Genomic DNA, 20085 nt, shown 5'->3' on the forward strand with positions numbered 1-20085 from the left:
CCCGTGATCCCCGTTGATCTCCCCGGCAGCCAGGCCCTCTCCGTCGCCTCCGGCGGCGGCGAAGCCCGGCTTCCCTCGCAGCTGTCGCCCGAAGAATTCCGCGTCCTGGCCGGCGCCGGGGTCAGTCGGGCGGTGCTGCCCGGCGAGGAGCTCTTCCGGCGCGGCGAGTCGGCGCAGAGCATGTTCCTGATCGATACCGGCGAAGTGCGGCTCGGCTTCGACGACGGCCTGGCCGACAAGCTGCTCGGCCCCGGCCAGTATTTCGGCGAGCTGGCGGTGTTCATCGGCCGCCACCAGCGCTTCGCGCGCGCCGTGGCCGAAACCCCCGGCGTGCTCTACGAAGTCACCCAGCAGGCCTTCCAGGCCCTGGTCGAGCGCGAGCCCGCGCACGTCGCCCGCTTCATGCAGCGCAGCTTCGCCTACCTGGTGGCCGGCGAGCACCAGCTGATCCAGCACCTCAAGCGCCGCAACGAAGACCTGATGCAGACGCTGGACACCCTGCGCCAGACCCGCACCGAGCTCACCGTGGCCCAGCAGCTGGTGCGCACCGACGACCTCACCGGCCTGGCCAACCGCCGCGGCCTGTACCGCTTCCTGGACGAACTGGGCCACCAGACCCTCACCGACCTGAAGCTGGCGCTGCTGCTGGTCGATATCGACCACTTCAAGCAGATCAACGACCGCAGCGGCCACCTGGCCGGCGACGCCGCCCTGCGCGCCGTGGCCGAGGAAGTGCGCCGCACGGCCGGCCCGATCGAGCTGCCCTGCCGCCTGGGCGGCGACGAATTCGCCCTGGTGCTGCGCGTGAGCGACGACGGCGAGCTCGCCAACCGCGCCCTGGGCCTGATGAGCGCGATCCGCAGCCTGCGCCTGCCCAGCCTGCGCGAGCACCGGCTGTCGGTGAGCATTGGCGGCGCCTTCTGCGCCGACCCCGGCGGCTGGTCCACCTGGTACAGCCAGGCCGACCGCGCCCTGTACGACGCCAAGCGCCAGGGCGGCGACCACTGGCGCCTCGCCCGCTGACCCCACTGGCCGCGCGCGAGCGATCGCTGCGTTAAGCCCAGCAAGAGACCCGGTCCAGAGCCCATGAGCGTTCCCAAGACCCAAGTGGCCAGCAACGGATATGCGCCGTCGGTGACCCCGATGCTGCGCACCGTGCTGCTGTGCGACATCGTCGACTCCACCGCGCTGATCGAGCGGCTGGGCGACGTGCGCGCCGTGGCCCTGCTGCAGCGCCACGACCAATTGATGCGCCAGAGCCTGGCCCTGTGCCACGGCCAGCTGATCGACAAGGCCGACGGCGTGCTGGCCCTGTTCGAGCGCCCGATCCAGGCCCTGGACTTCGCCCTGCGCTACCAGCGCGGCCTGCGCGAGGTCGGCGCCACCGAGGGCGTGGACCTCAAGGCCCGCATCGGCATCCACGTCGGCGACGTGATGACCTGGGCCAACGAGCCCAAGGACGTGATGGCCGGCGCCAAGCCCATCGAGGTCGAAGGCCTGGCCAAGCCGGTCGCCGCGCGCCTGATGAGCCTGGCCCGCCCCGGCCAGATCCTGATGTCGGGCATGGCCCAGAACCTGTGCCAGCGCGCCGTGGGCGAACTCGGCGAGGCCGGCGCCAACCTGCGCTGGCTGATGCACGGCCGCTACAGCTTCAAGGGCGTGCCCGCGCCGATGCTGGTGCACGAAGTCGGCGAACCCGGCCTGTCGCCGCTGCGCGCGCCCGAATCCGGCGCCAAGGCCTGGCGCGAGCTGCCGCTGTGGCGGCGGCCGCCGGTGGTGGCGCTGGAAGTGCTGTTGGTCGGCGGCCTGGGCCTCGCGCTGTTCTGGACCACGGTGCGCAGCCCGCCCGCCATCGCCTTCGCCGAGCGCGACTGGGTGGTGGTGGCCGACCTGCAGAACCGCAGCGGCGAGCCGCTGTTCGACGATTCGCTCGATACGGCGCTGCGCGTCGGCCTCGAGCAGTCGCGGCATGTGAACCTGGTGTCCGACCTGCAGATCGACCGTGCGCTCGAGCGCATGCAGCGCCAGGGCCAGCCGGTCGATCGCCAGCTGGCCACCGAGCTCGCGCTGCGCGAGGGCGCCAAGGCCGTCATCCTGCCCACGGTCGCCCAGGTCGGCGGCGTGATGCGCGTCAGCCTGGAAGTGGTGGACCCGAACAGCGGCGTCACCGTCTACAGCGAAAGCGCCGACGGCCGCGGAGTCGAGTCGGTGCTGCCGGCCATGGACGAAGCCATCGCCAGCGTGCGCGGGCGGCTGGGCGAATCGCTGTCGAGCATCGAAGCCACCAGCGCCCCGCTCGAGAAGGTGACCACGGCGAACCTCGAGGCGCTGCGCGCGTACTCGATGGCCAACCAGGCCCTGGGCCGCGGCGATGCCCGTACTTCGCTGACCCTGCTCGATCGCGCGATCGAACTCGACCCGAACTTCGCCAGTGCCCTGATGAAGAAGGGCGCGCACTACTTCCAGGCCGACGACCTGGCGCAGGCGCGCGCGCTGATGGAGCGCGCCGCCGCCCAGCAGGACCGGCTCAGCGCCCGCGACAAGCTCAACGTGCAGGCGCAGCTGGCCATCTTCGAAACGCCGGACCGGATGATCGACCGCTACACCCAGCTGGCCGAGCTGTATCCGGACTTCATGACCGGGCAGCAGAACGTCGGCAACACGCTGTGGCAGTTCAAGAACGATTTCGCCGCCGCCGAGCCCTGGTACCGGCAGGTCGTCGCCAGCCGGCATCCGCTGCGTTCGCTGGCGATGACGACCACCGCGGTGATGCTGGCGGGCCAAGGCAAGCTGGAGGAAGCGGCCCGGGTTTACGAGGACCTGTCCGCCTTGGGCGGCGGTCGGCTGTTCGGCAGCGACGCCGACATCGCGCTCGCCCGTGGGCAGCACGCGCAGGCGCTGGCGGCGCTGGACAAGGGCGTCGAGCGTGATTCCCCCATCCAGCGGATCTGGAAGGGCCTGCGCCGCAGTGCCGCCCAGGCGGATCGTGGGCGCTACCCGGAAGCCCTCGCCGAGCTTGATGCGCTGGAAGCCACGTCGGGCGTGGTGGGTTCCCCTTCCGACACCGCCCGCATCCAGCTGGCGCGGCTGGCCATCCATGCCCGCGCCGGGGACCAGGCGGCGTTCGAGCGCTTGCTGCCGGTCTATCTCGAGGCTCAGCTGGGTCGTGTGGCCATCGCGGCCGAGCGTTACGATTTCAGCAGCGTTACGCATGCCCTGGTGGGCGGGCTGCTCGCGGTTCGCCAGGGTGAAGTGGCACGCGCGCGCGACGTCCTTGAGAAGACGCGTGCGATGAGCCTGGGTGCGGGTTATCCCGAGCGCGAAGCGCTTTGGAAGTCACTCGAGGTCGAGCTGGCCCTGGCGGAAGGCAAGCCGGACGACGTCGCCCTGGCGGACATGGCCAAGGCCTTGGCGGCCAGCCGCTACCTGCAAGCCGACGTGGCGCGCCTGAAGGTGCTCGAGGCCGGTGATGACAAGGCGGCGGCGGCCGAGGCGGGCAAGGCGCTGTGCGCGGCCCGGGGGCAGGCGCTGTCGGAGTGGAGCTTCGGCTTCTCCTCGCTGGTGCCGAACCTGCTGGCTACGCGGGCTGCCTGCGACGCGTATCCCGCGGCCCGTGCGGTAGCGGCGCGGCCGGCGAGGGGTTGAGGAAACGCGACCGGTGGGGCGTGGCCCCACCGGCCGGTGGTCGGCTTACTCGACCAGGAACCAGACCAGGCCGGCCTTGCCCGCGACCTTGCTCTTGATGGCGTCGCGGTTGGCCTTCAGCGACTCCTTGCTCGGCAGCCGGCGGATCGGCGGCACCTGCGCCGGGTCGACGTCCACGCCCATCGTATGCAGGACGAGGGCAGGGTTGCCCAGGAACTGCTCGCGGAACTGGTCATCGCTGGACAGCTTGTCCAGGAGTTCATCAACGATCTCGGGCGTGAAGCAGGACGACTTGGACATGGGGCTCCCCTGGGTGATTGGCGTCGCCAATGCGACCGGGCAAGCTTAGCGCCTGCCGGTGCGAAGTCCACCACCGACCCCGCAAGGACACCCATGCTGATCCGCCGCTGCGCCATCCTGGTCTTCGAGGCCCGGGAACACCTGGAGTTCGACCTGGCCACCCTGTTCTCCGGTGAGCAGGCACTGGCGGCCGACTGCCGCTGGGTGGCGCTGGCGGCCCACCTTGATGCCGAGGTGCCGGTGTCGGACGCCGAACTGGCGCTGCTTCGGTCCGTGGGGGAATCGCTCTGGGTCGAGCGCGAGCCCCTGGACCGGGCGCATGGTCAGGACACCGTGGACGCGATGCTGCAGGCCGGCCTGCTGCTGGCCTTCGACGGGGCGGGCGCGGGTTGGCGCGAACGCGACGAGGCCGTGCGCGAAAGCCACTGGCGTCCGCTGCCGGCGCTGGCCCACGCCTTCAGCCGCTGGAGCGGCCAGGACGTCGCCAGCGATCCGCGGCTGTCGCAGTTCAAGACCATCCGCGACATGGTGCAGGCCTTCGGCCCGCCGCCGCCGGAAACGGTCGAGCGCGCGCTGGCCGCGGCGCGGGTCGCACTGCCGCCCCCGGAAGCCGGCCCGCTGGATGGCCCGCTGATGGCCCGCTACACCGGCCGTAACTACGACCCGGCGGGCGTCGTGCCGCTGGCGGTCGCGTCGCGCCTGCTGCAGCGGACCTTCGGCGCCCAGCAGGTGCGCGAGATCGCGGAAGGCACCGCGGCCCTGAAGAAGACCAGCCCGTCCGGCGGCAGCCTGCATCCAATCGAGGCCTACGTGCTGGTGCAGCGCGTCGAAGGCCTGGCGCCCGGCTTCTACCACTACCACCCGGTCACGCACGCGCTGGAGCCGCTGCAGGCGCTGGCGCCCCCGGAAGCGCGCGCGCACGCGCTCGCCTTCGTCGCCGGCCAGGAGTGGTTCGCCGATGCGCCGCTGCTGGTGGTGATGGCGCCGCGCTGGCGCCGCAACTTCTGGAAGTACCGCAACCACGCCAAGGCCCACCGCGCGATCATGATGGACGCCGGCCATCTGTCGCAGACCTTCTACCTGCTGGCGGCCGAGGCCGGGCTGCCGGCCTTCATCACCGCGGCGGTGAACGAGATCGACATCGCGGCGGCGCTGGGCCTGGATCCGATCCGCGACGGCGTCATCGCCGTCTGCGGCTGCGGGCCGGCCAGCGGTGAGCAGGTAACCGTGGAGTACCGCTAGGTGGCGCGGTCGAGCAGGCGGTAGCTGAGCGCTTCGGCGAGGTGGGCGTGGCCGATGTCGGGCTGGGCGTCGAGGTCGGCGATGGTGCGGGCCAGGCGCAGGATGCGGTGCATGGCGCGGGCCGAGAGCTGAAGCGAGGCCATGGCGGACTCGAGCAGCTGTTGTTCGCGCGGCGCGAGGCGGCAGTGGGTCTCGGTGTCGGCCTGGGACAGGGCGGCGTTGGTGACGCCGCTGCGGGCGAGTTGGATGGCGCGGGCGGCCAGCACACGCTCGCGAACGACGGCGCTGGATTCGCCGCGCGGGGCTTCGGGGCGCAGCGCTTCGGGCGGCAGGCGGGGAACCGCCAACTGCAGGTCGATGCGGTCGAGCAGCGGGCCTGAAAGTTTGGCGCGGTAGCGCTGCACCGATTCGGCGGGGCAGACGCAGCGGCCCGAAGGATCGCCGGCCCAGCCGCAGGGGCAGGGGTTCATCGCAGCGACCAGTTGAAAACGCGCCGGGAACTCCGACTGCCGCGCCGCGCGCGACACCGTGACCACGCCGGATTCCAGCGGCTGGCGCAGTACCTCCAGCGTGTAGCGACTCCACTCCGCGAGTTCGTCGAGGAACAGCACGCCGTTGTGCGCCAGCGAGATTTCGCCGGGGCGCGGATTGCCGCCGCTGACATTTCCAGAAGTCTTCGCGACCATCGGGCCAAGGAGGCCCGAAATGACGCCAGAGACCGCACATCAGTTGAAGCGACTTCAAACCTTACTGGCTGCGACTTCTTATAGTTTTCCAGCAGAAGATGCGAAAGGCTTCCCAAACTTGCTCCCAGCCGCCAGAAAGATAGGTTTAGGCCGCCGGTCGCTGACCGGAATGATGACGTCCGGCGCGAAGGTAGAGGGTCCCGGCCCCTTCGAATCCGCCTTGGAGCGGGACTACTTCGTCCTCCTCGAGTTCGACCAGCAGGTCTCGGTCTGGCATCCCCAGCCCGCCGAAGTGACCGGGCCCGCTGCTGGCCGGTCGGGAAACCAGAAGTACTACCCGGACGTCCTGGTTGAACGGATTGAGACCGTGAACGGCGAGCCGACCCAGCGGGCGGAGCTGTGCGAGATCAAGTATCGGGAGGAAATCTTCCGGAAATGGGTCACCCTCAAGCCCAAGTTCAAAGCCTGCCGCCGCTACGCCCGCCAGCGGGGCTGGCGGTTCCGGATTCTCACCGAGGTTGAGATTCGGACCCCGCGGCTGGCCAATGCCAAGTTCCTTCTCCCTTACTCGCGTCGGGATACCGACTGGATCCTGGAGCACCAGGTGATGGAGTCGGTCCGCGCCTTGGGCGAAACGACCATTCACCAGTACATGGCCTCGCTGCCAGGCAGCCAGTGGGACAAGGCAGCGGTACTGCCGGTTGTGTACTACCTGATCTGCAGGGGTGAGATCGTGGCGAACCTGGATCAACCGCTGACGCCACAGTCTCCGATCCGTGCCGTCGACCAGTAGCTCGACGGCGCCAGAGAATCCGCTGGCTATCGGCGGAGTCTTCGTCCTTCGTGGCGACACCTACCTGGTCGACGGTTATCTCGACCTGACCCATCTCATCGCGCGTCGAGAAAGCGACGGCCAGAAGGTGCGGCTGATCATTGCCGACATCCTGGATGCTATTGCCACTCCCCCATCGACCTCAACCCCTGACGAGGAAACAGCGTCTTCGAGCGGCACGGAAACCCTGTCAAAAGAAGACTGGGATATCGCGGTAGCGCGAAGCGAGAAGCTCAAGACGCTGGTGGAGGCAAAGCGGCCATCAAAGAAACTGGCCGCCGAGGTGGCCACGTTCTTCGGCGTCCATGTCAGCACCATCTATCGCTGGCTCAAGCGGGAGCAGGAGAAAGGCATTGCAGCGCTGGCGCCGCTACACCCCAGCGGTGGGCGTGGCAGATCGCGGCTAAACGACATCCTTGACGATGTCATCTGGGCGGCCATCGAAGAGCACTACCTGACCGACAAGAAAATGCGGATCTCGAAGGTCATGACGATTCTGGGGCCGAAGTGCCGCCGCGCGAATCTGAAAGTACCGCACGCCAATACCGTCAGGCTTCGCGTGTCTTGGCTCTCTGACAAGACGAAGGATGAGGCCCGCGACGGGGAGCGAGGCCGGAAGCGGCACCGGCCCGTGCCGGGCTCCTACAAGGAAGCGACCCACCCGAACTCTGTCTGGCAGATCGATCACACGCCCCTGGATCTGTGCATCGTCGATGATGTCTATCGTCGCAACATTGGCCGGGCGTGGCTGACGCTGGTCATCGACGTCTACAGTCGCTGCGTCGTGGGCTTCTACCTCTCGCTAGACAAGCCCAACGCGACCTCGGTTGGCATGGCCCTGGTCCACGCCATCCTGCCCAAGGAAGGCTGGCTGGCGGCGCATGGCATCGACGTCAAATGGCCCAACTGGGGCAAGCCGATCAAGGTTCACGCTGACAACGACAAGACATTCCGATGCGACATGGTCACTCGGGCGGCGATGGCGCAGAAGTTTGACCTGGAGTGGCGGCCAGTCAAGACGCCGCACTGGGGTGGACACATCGAGCGGCTCCTTGGCACGCTCAATCAGGAAATCCACACCATCAACGGGACGACCTTCTCAAACCCTACCCAGCGAGGCGACTACAAATCGCACGAAGAAGCCGAGTTCACCTTCTCCGACTCAGAAACCTATGTCACCAAGTATCTGTGCGGCGTGTATCACCAAAGCAAGCATGACGGTATCGGCCGCCCGCCGATCCGGATGTACGAGTCCGGAATTCTTGGCGATGCTCACACCCTAGGTACGGGCCTGCAAGCGCCGATCAAGGATCCGATGCGACTGCGGCTGGACTTTCTCCCATTCAAGGAAGTGACCGTCCAAGCCTATGGCGTCACCTGGGACACCATCACCTACTACGACCCGAGCATCGATCATTGGATTCATGCCCGGGATCCGGAGACAGGCAGGAAGCGGCGATTCACTGTTCGGCGGGACCCCCGGGATCTGAGTTCGATCTGGTTTCTGGACCCCGACCGCGACGTCTATCTAAAAATTCCGTACCGGCGCATGGAGCACCCTTCGCTCAACCTGTGGGAGCTGCGAGAGGTCAGAGCGCACCTGCGAGCCCAAGGCAAGGAAGAGGTTGATGAGGACCTCGTGTTTGATACCTACGAGGAGCTCCAGCGGATCAAGAATAATGCGAGCGATGAGACCAAGGAAGCCCGTAAGCGAGATCAGAAGAAGCGAACCTACGAAAAGAAGAAGGCTGCTGAAGCCGCACAAGTAGGCGCTGCCACCCCCGCCAGCCAGCAAGCGCCGCCCAGCAGGCCCGCCAACACGAACGGCCTGCTGGAGGACGACGAGGAGATATCGTCCTTCGAGGTTGTGCGCGGTGGCTGAGGACCATCTGAGCGCCGAAACACGCGCGATGCTGGGCCGCCCGGCAGCCGAGCGTTTGGCTTGGTTTCAGACCGAGTTCTGGATCAAGTACCCGGCGTCCGACGCCATCCTGGCTCGATTGGAAGAGCTTGTGAACAAGCCGCGCCGGGCGCGCATGCCGGGATATTTGGTTACGTCGGAATCGAACAACGGCAAGACATCAATCGCTATGAGATTTGCCGGCCTCCACCCGCCGGTCTTCTCCGAAGCCGATAACAAGATGCAAATGCCAGTGATGCTGCTGGAGGTCGTTCCTACGCCGACCGAGGCAGCCATTATTGAGCGCATTCTCTCGATCTTGGGGATTCCCTACCGGCTCACCGATCCCGTGCCCGACAAGCGCGAGGCCGCCATCGTCGCGATGCGTAACGCCGGCCTGCAGTTGTTGATGCTGGACGAGCTTCAGAAGATTCTTGGCGCCCGACTCGAACAGCGCAGAGCCGTGATGGACGCATTGCGGTACATCGCCAACCAGGTGCCCGTGCCCGTAGTGGCCTTCAGCACACCCCGCGGCACCGGGGGCCTGGCATCGTCAGACGAAATGATCAACCGACTTCGGCCGCTCACATTGCCCACGTGGAAGCTGGATGCTGACTTCCAGCGACTGCTGCTGTCTTTCGAGGAGCACATGCCGCTGCCGGAGCGTTCGGGCCTGGGCAAGAAGGCAATGGCGGCCCTGATCCACACGTTGTCCGAGGGCCTCGTGGGCGAAGTCTACGACTTGCTCGAGCTGGCGCTCAGTGTGGCGATCGCCTCAGACGCCCCGCGGATTGACGAGGCCCTCCTCCGAGGTCTGGCCTGGACGCCCCCGTCAGACCGCAAACGCTTGGCCCGTGCCGCCACGCCGTGAGGGTCCGCGGCAATCGCTGGGCCAGTGTTCCGCCGCCTCAACCAGACGAACTGATGTCTTCCTGGCTCCATAGGCTGGCCCGAGCCAACGGCCGCTCGGACCACACGCTGTGCTCAATGATGTTCGGGGCAGTCCCGTTGCTGAACCGCGACCTCGATCTGACCATGCCCGTTGCATTGCTACCCGTGCTCTCGAAATGGACGGGCATTTCCGAGTACCGGTTGTCGGAACTCCTGTTGACGACGATCCAGGGCAAGGTCACCGGCGAAAGCCGGACCGGGACAGTCTGTCGATGGGTGCTTCCCCTGGGTGTTTACCACCGGGTACGCCGGCACCATGGACTTCAATACTGTCCGCAATGCTTGGCGGAACCCATCGCATACGCTCGAAAGCAGTGGCGCTACGCGTTCGTGACCGAGTGCCTGGAGCATGAGCGCCCTCTGTTCGACCGGTGCCCCACGTGCGCGTCTCCCTTCATGTTTCACCGGATGCATCCGGATCGCGGGCAACGCTGGGGCTGCGCGACTTGCGGCGAGGCCCTGAACACGCCAGATGCCAGTGCCGGGTCAAAATACCTACTGCGACGACAGCAGGCGCGACTCGTGGCCGCGGCCGGCAGCGGCGGAGCACGCATGAACTGCCGCTGGGTCAGCTCGCTGACGCTGTTCAATGGGTACCGGTTTCTCGTGCACACCCTCACCTCATCGCGTTTGAAGCACCTGGCGAACACGGCAATCATCGACCGGGACGGCACGTTGCGGCCCTCTGGGACGCACACAGAGTTCGAGCGTATGGGGGTCTACTTGAGGAGGCCGATCATGCTCGCGCTGGCCACGTGGATGACCGATTGGCCGGATCGCTTTCTGCGAGACGTGCGGTCGTCTTGTTCAAGCCGGTCGGTACTGATTGGGGATCGGCGGCACATCCCGTTCTGGATTCAGGAGGTGCTCGATACCTTGCCCACGGCCCAGCCCCACCGACTGACATCACAGGAAGTTCAAAGCTGCGCGCGGTGGCTCCGAGCCGGCGGCCAGGCCATCAGCTTTGATGGGCTGTGCAGGGCCCTCTCACTTTCCACCTGGGAACGAATGCTTCCCGCGAACAGGGTGCTCTTGGGAGAGGGCGTGTCCGGGCTGGACTGAGCGTTGATGTGGCCGGCGCCGTAAATCATCCGTAGCCTCATCGCGAAAGAGTGAAGTCTAGCCGCGCCAAGGCCTACCCCCAGCCGCGCTGGGTGTCCAGGTACTGGCGGACGACGTACAGGTCGGCAACCTGGCCCCCAATCATTCGATCCAGGGCACTGCTTCCTGCGAACAAAGGGGCCGCATTCGCGCGCTTGATCCATCCGTCCGCCTGCGTCGGGGTCGCAAAGAGAATGTGCAGGGCTCGGTAGATGCCGAGAACGTAACTGATGCGCTCAAGGACATCATTGGTGAGCGCTCCGGTGCGAGTCCGCTTCCATCGGTAGTAGGTTGAACGTGCCGGGCGGCCCAGAAGAACGCGGGCCTCTTCAGAAGTGAGGCCCCATTTCCCGCAAATATTGAAGAACGCGGTGAGTCCGGGTCTGGAAAGATCGGGCCTTGTCGGCAGAGGCTGATGGGTTTGAGGCTTCATGAAAAGTCCTCGCTGGATCTTTGATGGCGACCAGAGCTGACGCAGCTTCGGGTGCAGGTCGGGGCCGCCCACCAATAGTCTAGCCGAGCGGCCCAGCGGGCAAAACTCCGGTCATTCAGCATCGGCGTGGGTGATGAAATGTATCCAGCCCATGGCTCAATGCGATCGGCGCCCGCACTAGCCCCGATAGATGTCCGCTTCGCCGAGCACGTCCACGAGGAGCGTCAGCATGCCGCCTGGCTCATCGTTCTCGAAAGCAGGCTCTCTTGGCCGATTGGGCTCGCTGGGTGATCGCGGGAGTTCGTCTGCCACAACTCGGCGGTGGAAATCTATAAGGTCCTCTATAGACGAGCCAGGGCGCTGGCCCATGCCGGCAGTGGCTGCTGCCCACGTTCCCCCGGACTGCCCTAACGTAAGGAAGGAGCTGAGCGACGGTGCAGCGGTATGGCGCACGTTATGCGCATAGTGGTTCTGCAGAAAATGACTCAACTGCAACACAGAGCCCCGAGGGTTTGAATTCGTGGCCGCATGGTGAATAGGTGCTCCCTGAGCACCGGCTATCAGTGCCTCATAAAGGGCAAACCACTCTGGAAAATTATCAGGATCAATAGGAGCGCCCGGTACGAACGACGCGCCCAAAGATCCGTTAAGTACTGGAACTGACCACGAGTGAGGGGCGCATTTGATGATCGCGCTGAGACATTGGGTGTAGGAGCTGAGGCTGATATCGGGCGACGAATTGATCGTTTGCCATTTCTTAGCCCAGGCCCCAAGTGGCGGGTTTGACCCGGGCCAGCGGGGGGCGATAGGCGAGTACCCCTGGGAATAGGCCGACCAAGGGTCGGCCATATCCGTGTCGAAATCCATGAACGTCCACGGGGTGCTCACAGCAATCGGCCACTCGGGGCTAATGACGGTGCAGCCACTGGGGGGAAAGTCCCTTTTTAACCGGAAGGTCCCGCTATATCCATTGAGCGAAAACATGGGCATACGATGCAGGAGGTCGAGCTCGTAGGGGGTGCTCGAGCCACCATAAGTACCGAGTAGCTTGTCTGTTCGCTTGCCCTGAATGAGCCACATCCATTTGACAATTTTGCCCTTGCGCGTCCTTCTGACAATGACCGCAAGGTCCGCCAACTCTCGCTTGTCTACCCGATTGCCGCCTTGGGACCAAGACACCCAGGCGTGCTTATCCAGCCAAATAGATGTCAAGTGAATGGCTCGGCCCGTCGCTGAGCTGAGTTCACGGGCCAGATATCGCAGCGCATTGCCTTGATGCATGCCTCGAAGAAAGTCGAGCTCCCAAGCAACGCCACGGCCGAGGCTGCTGGCAACTCTAGAGCCGTATCTCCAGAGTCTCTTGTCAGTTGAAAAGGCCATTGTTCAACGCCTCATTGCAATGGTGGTGATGTCTAGGTGACGCCATTTCGGATCCAGCCCCATGAGGGCAGCGGCGACGACCCATCCGCATCGGACGCAATCACCTGCTAAGTCACGTCATCAACCCAGATGACCTGATTGACCAAGTCCCCGCTGGCGTCGAGTCCCAAGATTAGATGGGCCGTGTGCAGGTAACCTAGCTCCCGTCGAAAGGCGAGTAACTTCTGCCGGTCGTAGTCCAAGCTGCCGCCAGGCTTTTTCATTTCTATGGCCAGGAGGTTGCGCGCATCCGAATTCCGTTCGTGAACAATGATGTCTGGGAAGACGGTAGTGGCCCGGACCTCTCGGTCAAAGGCGTTCCGTGGCGGCAAGTAGAGTCGTTTGGGGTCACCAAAGTGGCGGTTGTACTCGCAGTCGATACTGAGCGGCGGCGGGACAAGCTTCGGATCGTGCATGTAGTGGGAAATCCGGCAGGAGAGCGCCCGCTCGGTCACATCGAGCTCGAGCAATATGCGGTCAAAGCGGATGACCTGGTCGACCGCCTGAGTTAGAAGCTTCTCCGCCTCTTCGCGCTGCATGTACTCCGCCTCCTCGGTATACCGCCTAGTCTGCGGAAGACATTAATGGTCGTACTGGGCGCGGAGCGTCCGGCCGATGTGCTCCATCATCGGGGTCGCTTGGCGCATGTTGCGTTCGAACAGCGTTACCGCCTCGGCCTCCGAGTCGACCAGGGAGACCTGTGTCAGCTGCCCGCAGAAACCATCCAGAGCCACACGCAACGCATCGTCTGCGACCCGCTCCTTGAGGATCATGGCCCATCGACGCGCCAGTCGGTTCTCCTCGGAGAGCGTCTCGCCAACGGCGTTCTTGCCCCAAACACCCGTGCTTCGGAAGGCGTGGCGATCCTCCAGGTGGCAACGCGCTTCCAAACGAAGCAGGTCACTCAGCGCTTCTTGTAGCGCAAGCAACGTGTCCCGCTGGAAGGCCCGGCCCTGGTCCCGTCGTCTGGCTTGGTCGTCCGCTGCCTGCAGGGACGCTGCATGGCGGGTGGCGATGTACGCGGTCACGACGCTCGCGGCCGCACCCACCACCGTACCGATCAGGGCGCCGATCGCCCCCCACGTTGCCGGTTCCATGATTTCCCCTGTGCCCTGATTCGCTAAGCAAAAAGACGAACAAATAGTGCTAGTACCCGAGGCTACCTCAGTACGTTCTGGAGAATCCACCGCCCCCGAGGTTGGCAGTGCAGCGCCTTTCGCACATGCACCGGGTGGAACGTGGAGCTGGACCGGTGCTTGCGCGTGCTCCGGCTTTCAGGGGCTGCCTGGGCATTGTCTTCTCGTTGCTACGTGCTGGCGCTAGTACTTAAATGCGAACACGACTTTCGTCAGGTCTTCCTCCTCGAAAGTTTCGAAGTTCTCCCCTCTGGTCTGAGACAAGCCGATGGAGAAATTAGAGTCTGGAATTGCGTATGTCAGATCCATCGAGAGCCGGCCGGGGTTCTCCAAATCCCCAGAGAGAATGCGCATGTAGCGATAGCCGATCGAGAACGACAATGGCGCGAACGGCTTGACCCCGGGAAGAGAGAAACGAAGGGTCAGCTCTCCACCGATGCCGGCGTAGTTGTCATCGACTAGGGACTGAAAGTCAGTGTTGCTACCTGCGTCTTGGACGCCTCCATACTCGGCAAAGAGTCCGGCGCGACAGTCAAAGTCAAGCGGACCGGAAGTGCGGGTTGCGCCGCAGACCGCCTTGGCGCCGCTCGGAAGGTAAGCAAGGTCGACCAATCCCACGCGAGCTCGCAGGATCGTCGAGTCCTTCGCCATATCGTCAGTCTGGTAGGCGACCGCCGTGAAAGTGCCATAGGCACCTTGGCCGTCCTCGTCACCGAAAGACCTTCGATACATCAGCCCAGGACTAAGCGCCCGGATATCCTTACTATCGTCGTCGTCACCTGGTGCTTGTGTCTCGGACGTGCTCGCGAGGTAGTGCAGGAAAAGAAAGGCGGCGTCGTTCGGTCCCAGCTGTGTACCCACACCGACCACGGCTTCAGCGGTGAGAACCGATGATCCTTTGACGTCGTCGTCAGTGAACGACAGATTGGCCCCGGACGCCTTCTTGAATGCGTCAACGTCCCTCTCACTTCCGGCGGGAGCCCGAACCACGGCCAGGTCGTCTATTTTTCCTCTCAGCGCCACAATCACCCGGCCGTCAGACGGCTCGGCAGGGGGTTTGGGGGGCGCAGCGGTGCCATCTCGAAAGACGCAAAGGATCCGGAGGGGCGCCTCACTTCCTCCCAAGACAGGAGCGAACAGCCTGCGTAGCGCGGCGTCTCTAGCATCTGGCGTGTTGATGGATGCCAGCGGAGTAGTTGGGTCCAGTCGGTACTTTGATTCCTTCGGATTCTCGGCGAGCCAAGCCAAATGCTCGGCCAAGTCGTATCGGATGCTTTGGATCGCCGATTGCTGGGCAGCTGTGAGTCCGAGACCATCCACGTCGCCCGCCTCGACACTGCCCCAGTGCAGCACCCATCTCATTGCCAACACATCTGCAGGCATTGGGGCGGTTTGGTCTTGGTCACCAGGGAGGCGAGGTAGCGCTGCGAAGTTGAGCTGGTATGCCAAGCCGACCTGGCCGAAGAGCGGCGCAACCTTGGTGCTCCCCTCTTTGTCGCAGAAGTAGGCTTGATTGGCTTCAGAGAAGACGGCAGTCAGTTCGGGGCTGGGCGAACTGGCTTCGGCATACACATGGAGCGGAACGATACAGAGAGCAACTGCCATGACGCACGTCTGGATACGAGCAATCCGAGTCATGTCACACCCCGTACTTGTCTTTCAGTGCAATTCGCTTTGTGAGCTGGTGGCGCAGGCTCCGCAGATCTTTTCGATAGGTCTCATCCACCAATGGTGTGTCCACTGCCAATCCAGAGAACGGCGGGCCTTTGGGAAGGTGGTCATGAACCAATCCTTTGAGATATCCATCCCAAACTGACCACGACACACCCATTCCACCCTTACGCAACGGCTTGCTTGGCGTGGTCGAAAACGAGAATGGTTTGCCGACGCGTTCCGCATACATCAGTTTGATTGCAATCCCGACGGCTTCCTCGATCTTCGCGAGTTTCATTCTGACTCCCCTATATTTGGCTTTGTTTCGGCGCTACTCGCAACGGTTGGGCTCCACATACGAAGTTGTGATGCCGCCATCGCTACCGAAGAGGATGTCAATGTCATCGTCCTTCGACTTATCCCCACACGCCGGCACGGACGTCTCGGCCCATTCCCCCTCCTCGGCGTCGCTCGCGCTGTTGCTGCCCCGATCAGTCCGAAGGAGATGTGCTTCCGGGATTCCCGCTGCAAGAAAGCGAGCGACGGTTTCCCGATGGGGGTGTCCGTGCCCGCCGCCCGCAGAGAAGATGACAAACTCTGGCGCGACCGCGGTGATGAAGCACTTCGCGCTTCCGTTGTTGCCTCCGTGATGGGAAGCAATCAGCACGTCGGCGCTCAGCAGATCCGCTTCCACGTCCTCGACGGCCCATCCCTCCGAGCCTGTGCACGTTTCGTCGTCTGACCCACGCAACGGCCGGCCAATTGCGTCGCCTGTCACCAGGATCGATCTGCCACCATGCGAGATTCGAACCATGATGGAGACAGCATTGGAGATCTCTGAAGGGCTCATTTGCCCCACGTCCGGGAACTCGTGCCATCCCGCCAGGAAGGTGATCTCCACTTCGCCAAGCTCAAACACCTGGCCAGATGCGAGCGGCGTTGTTTTCAGGTTGAGGACGGATGACTGATCCGCTGCGACCTCGCCGATTGCCTCCCGTGCATTGAAGAAGGTGGTGCATCCGGAGGCGCCGACGTGCGTGCAGTGCGGCGGCGTGTAGCCAGTCCACAGTAGTGTGCCTACCTCCCTCGATTCTAAGATGAGCGGCAGGTTGCCAAGGTGGTCTCCATCGCTGTGGGTAAGCACCACCATGGACAGACCCATGTCCGGCAAGAGCCTGTCCACCCCGTCGGCACAGGCGTTTCCGATCCAGTGACCCGCGTCGACGAGAAATGTGTATCCCTCCGCCGTAAGGCCGACGACGCAAAGACCCTGACCGACATCGACAACCCGCACGTGGAGATCGGGAGGTTCTACCGCCTGCAAGCGACCAAGGTACCGGTTGTTGCGCTCCTCAACCTCCAAGCGTCGCACGACGGCAGGGGGCGCCCGTTGGACATCACCTTCCCCTTCAAGCCCCCTTATGACGACTACGTTCTGTGTTGGCGCAATCGACCCGGCCTTATCTGGACGCACAGGTTGGGTGGCCGAGCACGCGGAGAGAAACAGGCCCGCCGACATGGCGCAGAAAAGCAACAATCTCATGGCGACTCTCCCCAAGTAGCTCGCTAGTACCGCCAAATACTGCCAACGGCGACCGGCCTCACGGGCGGACACGCCGGAGGGGCAAACTGGGGTCGGTCGTGGACACCCTGATTGGAAAGGCATAGCCAACCTGCCTGAAGAGGCATAGCGCCAGGCTATGGCATTCGCATCGTCCCCGGGGCGCGACGCGCCATCAATTCGACGATCCAATCGATGAACACGCGCAGCTTTAGGCTTACGTGCCGGTTCGGAGGAAAGGCCAAGTAAAGGGGCATCGGATCGAGCTGCCAGTCTTCAAAAAGAGGCACCAACTCTCCCCGAGCCAGTGGGGCGTGAGCCATGTACGTCGGCAACCACAACACCCCTAGCCCCGCGACGCCGGCGGCGAGGTAGGCGTTGCCATCATCTACCGTCAGCACCAGGCGACCGCGTACCTGCAGGCGCTCATCGCCCCGGTGCAGCGTATGGGCCAGCGGCGTGCCGGCCCGCGAGCCGCGATAGCCGATAACGACATGCTGGCCGTCGTCCAGGGCCTGCGGGGACGCCGGCGTGCCGGCCCGGGCCAGGTAGGCGGGCGCTGCGTAGACACCCAACGGTAGGTCTGCGACATGGCGGGCGCGCAGCGACAGCTCGGTGAGTTCGCCACCACGCAGGACGCAGTCCACGTTCTCATCGATCAGGTCCACCTTGCGGTCGCTGGCGCCAAGGTCGAGCTGGATGTCAGGGTAGCGCGCGTGGAAGTCGGGTAGGGCCGGCACCAGCACCAGGCTGGCGAACGGCGCCGGCACGTCCACGCGTAGTCGTCCACGCGGCACGGCGGATTCCGCAGAGAGGCTGGTCTCGGCATCGTCGAAGTCGGCTAGTAGGCGTACGACTCGCTCGTAGTACGCGGCTCCATCGGCGGTTACGTTGACCTTTCGCGTGGTGCGGTGGAGTAGTTTCACGCGCAGGCGCGTCTCCAATTGCTGGATCAATTGGGTCACGCGGGTCTTGTTCGTCTGCAGTGTTTCGGCCGCCTTGGTGAAGCTGCCGGTCTCCACCACGCGGGCGAAGGCCTGCATCGCATCTATTCGGTCCATGCGCGGCTCCGGGTAATGGCGGGATTGTTCTGATTCTACAAACAGTGATGCCGGCTTTGGCTCGTTTATCCGGTCGCTACGAGCGCCTAGAGTGACCGCTACGTACCCGCAATCCCTCTCCCACCACAGGACAACTCCCGATGACCACACGTGAAGCCGTGTTTCCGGCCGGCCGGAATGAGCTTTTCATCCAGCATTCTTACTCCGCCGCCATCCGATCGGGGGATTTCCTCTTCGTTTCGGGCCATGTGGGTAGCCACAGCGATGGTTCGCCCGAGCCCGACTTCGAGGCGCAGGTGCGATTGGCATTCGCCAACCTTCAGGCGACCCTGAAAGCCGGCGGTTGCACCCTGGATGACATCGTTGATGTGACCACCTTCCACACCAACCCCGAAAAGCAGTTCGACACGGTCCTTGCTGTGAAGAACGAAGTCTTCTCGGCCGCGCCCTATCCGACTTGGACCGCCCTCGGCGTCAACTGGCTCGCGGGTTTCGATTTCGAGATCAAGGTCATTGCCCGCATTGGAGCGGCCTGAGCCGCGTGGTCGGTGTCGACCCGAAGCAGGTAGCTTGGCGGTCAGGGCAACGATCCACAAGGAGCTGGTGCTCGCCGCGATCTCGATGGCGGCGGGCACCTCAATCCCCGCAAAATGTTGATACACGCGGATTTGAGTCCTATCCCACGGCTAGCGGGTAGTTCTCATGCACTGCGAGCATCGACGCCATGACACCTATGCACATGGATCTTCAATCAGTGCCATTCGTAGTTCGATGCGAACTGGGCAAACTGCTTTAGTTCGACGGGTGTGGCGGATCCTGAGGCCATCGCCATGACGAGATCATGCTCCAACGTGAGGCCTTCGATCAGTCGAGTGACCATGCCAGGAACTGCAACGGACCGCTCCGGGAGAATGCAGACGGCCCTGCTCTGAGCGACGACGCGCTGGACCCAGTCTTCCCTGTCTGTCCGGAAACGGGGTCGCATGACGACTTCTCGTCTGGTGAAGTGATCCTGGATCTGCCCGCGGTACTCGCAGTTAAGCCGATCAATGAACGGATAATCGACCAAGTCTTCAGCGCGGATGGTGTCAAATGCAGCCAATGGGTGATCCGCTGCGCAGCCCAGCACCAGGCGCTCCCGAAACAGGGGTACAACGGACAACCTAATGTCAGGCCTCGAACTCTGCGGGAATATGCACGCGTGATACCTTCCCGACATCAAACCCGAGACGTCTTCGCTGGATTTGAGCGAATGCAACTTGAACTCGATGGACGGAATCTGTTCCAACGCACTGAGAAGGAATGGGACGAAATAAGTTGCCCCCACCGTCGGTGCAACCGCGATATCAAGAACTTGATGTTTTCCCTGCGCCCAATTGTCTGAGTGCTGCCGCACGCTCTCAAGCGCGACCAGCATCCGCCGGAACTCCAGTTCGACGTGCTGTCCCAAGCCCGTAAGTCGGCTGTTTTTCCCCTTTCTATAGATCAGGGGTCCCCCGAGTTCCTGCTCCAGGCGGAGAATTGCCCGGGTGAGACTGGGTTGGGAAACACCGCTCAGCTTCGCAGCGCTCGTGAAGTTGAGCGTTTCTGCCAAGTGGATGAAGTAGCTGATCTGATGGAGTTCCATAGCCTTTTAGCCTTGGTGGCGAGGCGTACTAACGCGGAGGTGACGGCGCATCAGCATTCCGTCTATATATGCGCCACGCACATAATACCTGAAATGGCGCAACTATGTGCGCGGCGCATATTGCTGCCTCCCGAGCCGACGGATACCCTGCTCTAAGGCGCCTGGCCGTTCAGCTTTGGGCTCCGGGGAGGGGCCGCCAAAAAGGCGGCAGACCACCCGCTAACCCCTCTCACCCACCCACCCACCTGGCCGACCGCATGACCTCGACCCGCGTTCCTGTTGACGCCAACCCGCTGAAAAAGAACGACTTCATCCGCCAGATCATCCGAGAGGACCTGGCCACGGGCCGGCACGCCGCCATCCGCACCCGCTTCCCGCCCGAGCCCAACGGCTATCTGCACCTTGGCCACGCCAAGGCCATCTACCTGAACTTCGGCATCGGCCAGGAATTTGGCGGCCCGGTGAACCTGCGCTTCGACGACACCAATCCGGCCAAGGAAGACCCCGAGTACGTCGATGCCATCAAGGAGGACGTGCG

The 20085-nt window shown here is 63.8% G+C and carries 19 protein-coding genes and 1 pseudogene; 9 read left to right on the plus strand and 11 right to left on the minus strand.

The features are described 5' to 3' along the window. Positions 1–3: 3 nt before the first annotated feature. The gene (locus Q0C12_RS07945) at positions 4–1023 is read left to right on the plus strand and encodes a GGDEF domain-containing protein (RefSeq protein WP_290888641.1); all 1020 of its coding nucleotides are present in this window, start codon (positions 4–6) and stop codon (positions 1021–1023) included. A 63-nt stretch (positions 1024–1086) separates the two neighbouring features. Next, positions 1087–3645, plus strand: a complete 2559-nt coding sequence (locus Q0C12_RS07950; protein WP_290888643.1) for a putative peptide modification system cyclase — start codon at positions 1087–1089, stop codon at positions 3643–3645. A 45-nt stretch (positions 3646–3690) separates the two neighbouring features. On the opposite strand, the gene Q0C12_RS07955 is transcribed toward Q0C12_RS07950, so the two are convergent. Beyond that, positions 3691–3945 carry an NHLP-related RiPP peptide gene (locus tag Q0C12_RS07955; RefSeq protein WP_290888646.1) on the minus strand — a complete coding sequence of 85 codons (255 nt, stop codon included), beginning with the start codon at positions 3943–3945 and terminating at the stop codon, positions 3691–3693. Between the two features lie 93 nt (positions 3946–4038). On the opposite strand from Q0C12_RS07955, the gene Q0C12_RS07960 reads away from it, so the two are divergent. Then, positions 4039–5187 (plus strand): putative peptide maturation dehydrogenase, encoded by a 1149-nt coding sequence (locus Q0C12_RS07960; RefSeq protein ID WP_290888648.1) that lies wholly within the window; start codon positions 4039–4041, stop codon positions 5185–5187. Here the strand turns inward: Q0C12_RS07960 and Q0C12_RS07965 are convergent. Further along, positions 5184–5911, minus strand: a pseudogene (locus Q0C12_RS07965) (ATP-binding protein); the annotation flags it as partial. The gene Q0C12_RS07960 and the pseudogene Q0C12_RS07965 sit on opposite strands and share 4 nt — an antisense overlap. 134 nt (positions 5912–6045) lie before the next feature. On the opposite strand from Q0C12_RS07965, the gene Q0C12_RS07970 reads away from it, so the two are divergent. Genes Q0C12_RS07970 through Q0C12_RS07985 form a run of 4 tightly spaced genes read left to right on the plus strand, consistent with a single transcriptional unit; the run spans position 6046 to position 10618 of the window. Next, positions 6046–6666: a TnsA endonuclease N-terminal domain-containing protein gene (locus Q0C12_RS07970; RefSeq protein WP_343212450.1), complete on the plus strand. Its 621-nt coding sequence runs from the start codon at positions 6046–6048 to the stop codon at positions 6664–6666. After that, positions 6650–8587 carry a Mu transposase C-terminal domain-containing protein gene (locus Q0C12_RS07975; protein ID WP_049468898.1) on the plus strand — a complete coding sequence of 646 codons (1938 nt, stop codon included), beginning with the start codon at positions 6650–6652 and terminating at the stop codon, positions 8585–8587. The genes Q0C12_RS07970 and Q0C12_RS07975 overlap by 17 nt, the downstream gene beginning before the upstream one ends. Beyond that, on the plus strand, positions 8580–9476 hold the full coding sequence (locus Q0C12_RS07980) for a TniB family NTP-binding protein (protein WP_054662424.1): 897 nt from the start codon (positions 8580–8582) through the stop codon (positions 9474–9476). Before Q0C12_RS07975 ends, Q0C12_RS07980 begins: the two co-directional genes overlap by 8 nt. After that, positions 9473–10618, plus strand: coding sequence for a TniQ family protein (locus Q0C12_RS07985; protein WP_290888661.1), 1146 nt, complete (start codon positions 9473–9475; stop codon positions 10616–10618). The genes Q0C12_RS07980 and Q0C12_RS07985 overlap by 4 nt, the downstream gene beginning before the upstream one ends. 73 nt (positions 10619–10691) lie before the next feature. Here Q0C12_RS07985 and Q0C12_RS07990 read toward each other — a convergent pair whose 3' ends face one another. From Q0C12_RS07990 to Q0C12_RS08025, 8 genes are all read right to left on the minus strand, one after another. Continuing rightward, positions 10692–11090 (minus strand): antitoxin Xre-like helix-turn-helix domain-containing protein, encoded by a 399-nt coding sequence (locus Q0C12_RS07990; protein ID WP_290888692.1) that lies wholly within the window; start codon positions 11088–11090, stop codon positions 10692–10694. Positions 11091–11267: 177 nt separating this feature from the next. After that, positions 11268–12371, minus strand: a complete 1104-nt coding sequence (locus tag Q0C12_RS07995; RefSeq protein WP_290888663.1) for a hypothetical protein — start codon at positions 12369–12371, stop codon at positions 11268–11270. 206 nt (positions 12372–12577) lie between these two features. Beyond that, on the minus strand, positions 12578–13048 hold the full coding sequence (locus tag Q0C12_RS08000) for a hypothetical protein (protein ID WP_290888666.1): 471 nt from the start codon (positions 13046–13048) through the stop codon (positions 12578–12580). Positions 13049–13090: 42 nt separating this feature from the next. Next, complete coding sequence (locus Q0C12_RS08005; protein WP_290888669.1) at positions 13091–13606, minus strand: hypothetical protein; 516 nt, start codon at positions 13604–13606, stop codon at positions 13091–13093. 222 nt (positions 13607–13828) lie between these two features. Then, positions 13829–15250, minus strand: a complete 1422-nt coding sequence (locus tag Q0C12_RS08010) for a hypothetical protein (RefSeq protein WP_290888672.1) — start codon at positions 15248–15250, stop codon at positions 13829–13831. 34 nt (positions 15251–15284) lie between these two features. Then, on the minus strand, positions 15285–15596 hold the full coding sequence (locus Q0C12_RS08015; protein ID WP_152906489.1) for a hypothetical protein: 312 nt from the start codon (positions 15594–15596) through the stop codon (positions 15285–15287). Positions 15597–15629: 33 nt separating this feature from the next. Next, the gene (locus Q0C12_RS08020; protein WP_290888678.1) at positions 15630–16841 is read right to left on the minus strand and encodes an MBL fold metallo-hydrolase; all 1212 of its coding nucleotides are present in this window, start codon (positions 16839–16841) and stop codon (positions 15630–15632) included. Between the two features lie 155 nt (positions 16842–16996). Continuing rightward, a complete protein-coding gene (locus Q0C12_RS08025; RefSeq protein ID WP_290888681.1) occupies positions 16997–17920 on the minus strand; it encodes a LysR family transcriptional regulator in 924 nt (307 codons plus the stop codon). A gap of 140 nt (positions 17921–18060) precedes the next feature. Between Q0C12_RS08025 and Q0C12_RS08030 the strand changes: the two genes are divergently transcribed. Beyond that, a complete protein-coding gene (locus Q0C12_RS08030) occupies positions 18061–18456 on the plus strand; it encodes a RidA family protein (RefSeq protein WP_054662439.1) in 396 nt (131 codons plus the stop codon). 215 nt (positions 18457–18671) lie between these two features. Here the strand turns inward: Q0C12_RS08030 and Q0C12_RS08035 are convergent, their stop codons facing one another. Further along, positions 18672–19547 (minus strand): LysR family transcriptional regulator, encoded by an 876-nt coding sequence (locus Q0C12_RS08035; RefSeq protein ID WP_290888685.1) that lies wholly within the window; start codon positions 19545–19547, stop codon positions 18672–18674. A 104-nt stretch (positions 19548–19651) separates the two neighbouring features. Between Q0C12_RS08035 and Q0C12_RS08040 the strand changes: the two genes are divergently transcribed. Continuing rightward, positions 19652–20085 (plus strand): glutamate--tRNA ligase family protein (locus Q0C12_RS08040; protein ID WP_290888689.1); only part of this gene is annotated, 434 nt, incomplete at its 3' end.

Origin of the sequence: Arenimonas sp., from assembly GCF_022842045.1 — a bacterium.
Taxonomy (GTDB): Bacteria; Pseudomonadota; Gammaproteobacteria; order Xanthomonadales; family Xanthomonadaceae; genus Arenimonas.

Bases quoted from the DNA above. Each gene is read 5' to 3' on its own strand.
- Q0C12_RS07950 (WP_290888643.1), top strand. From the start codon at position 1,087: ATGAGCGTTCCCAAGACCCAAGTGGCCAGCAACGGATATGCGCCGTCG.
- Q0C12_RS07955 (WP_290888646.1), bottom strand. From the start codon at position 3,945: ATGTCCAAGTCGTCCTGCTTCACGCCCGAGATCGTTGATGAACTCCTG.
- Q0C12_RS07960 (WP_290888648.1), top strand. From the start codon at position 4,039: ATGCTGATCCGCCGCTGCGCCATCCTGGTCTTCGAGGCCCGGGAACAC.
- Q0C12_RS07970 (WP_343212450.1), top strand. From the start codon at position 6,046: ATGACGTCCGGCGCGAAGGTAGAGGGTCCCGGCCCCTTCGAATCCGCC.
- Q0C12_RS07990 (WP_290888692.1), bottom strand. From the start codon at position 11,090: ATGAAGCCTCAAACCCATCAGCCTCTGCCGACAAGGCCCGATCTTTCC.
- Q0C12_RS07995 (WP_290888663.1), bottom strand. From the start codon at position 12,371: ATGCATCAAGGCAATGCGCTGCGATATCTGGCCCGTGAACTCAGCTCA.
- Q0C12_RS08000 (WP_290888666.1), bottom strand. From the start codon at position 13,048: ATGCAGCGCGAAGAGGCGGAGAAGCTTCTAACTCAGGCGGTCGACCAG.
- Q0C12_RS08005 (WP_290888669.1), bottom strand. From the start codon at position 13,606: ATGGAACCGGCAACGTGGGGGGCGATCGGCGCCCTGATCGGTACGGTG.
- Q0C12_RS08010 (WP_290888672.1), bottom strand. From the start codon at position 15,250: ATGGCAGTTGCTCTCTGTATCGTTCCGCTCCATGTGTATGCCGAAGCC.
- Q0C12_RS08015 (WP_152906489.1), bottom strand. From the start codon at position 15,596: ATGAAACTCGCGAAGATCGAGGAAGCCGTCGGGATTGCAATCAAACTG.
- Q0C12_RS08020 (WP_290888678.1), bottom strand. From the start codon at position 16,841: ATGAGATTGTTGCTTTTCTGCGCCATGTCGGCGGGCCTGTTTCTCTCC.
- Q0C12_RS08025 (WP_290888681.1), bottom strand. From the start codon at position 17,920: ATGGACCGAATAGATGCGATGCAGGCCTTCGCCCGCGTGGTGGAGACC.
- Q0C12_RS08030 (WP_054662439.1), top strand. From the start codon at position 18,061: ATGACCACACGTGAAGCCGTGTTTCCGGCCGGCCGGAATGAGCTTTTC.
- Q0C12_RS08035 (WP_290888685.1), bottom strand. From the start codon at position 19,547: ATGGAACTCCATCAGATCAGCTACTTCATCCACTTGGCAGAAACGCTC.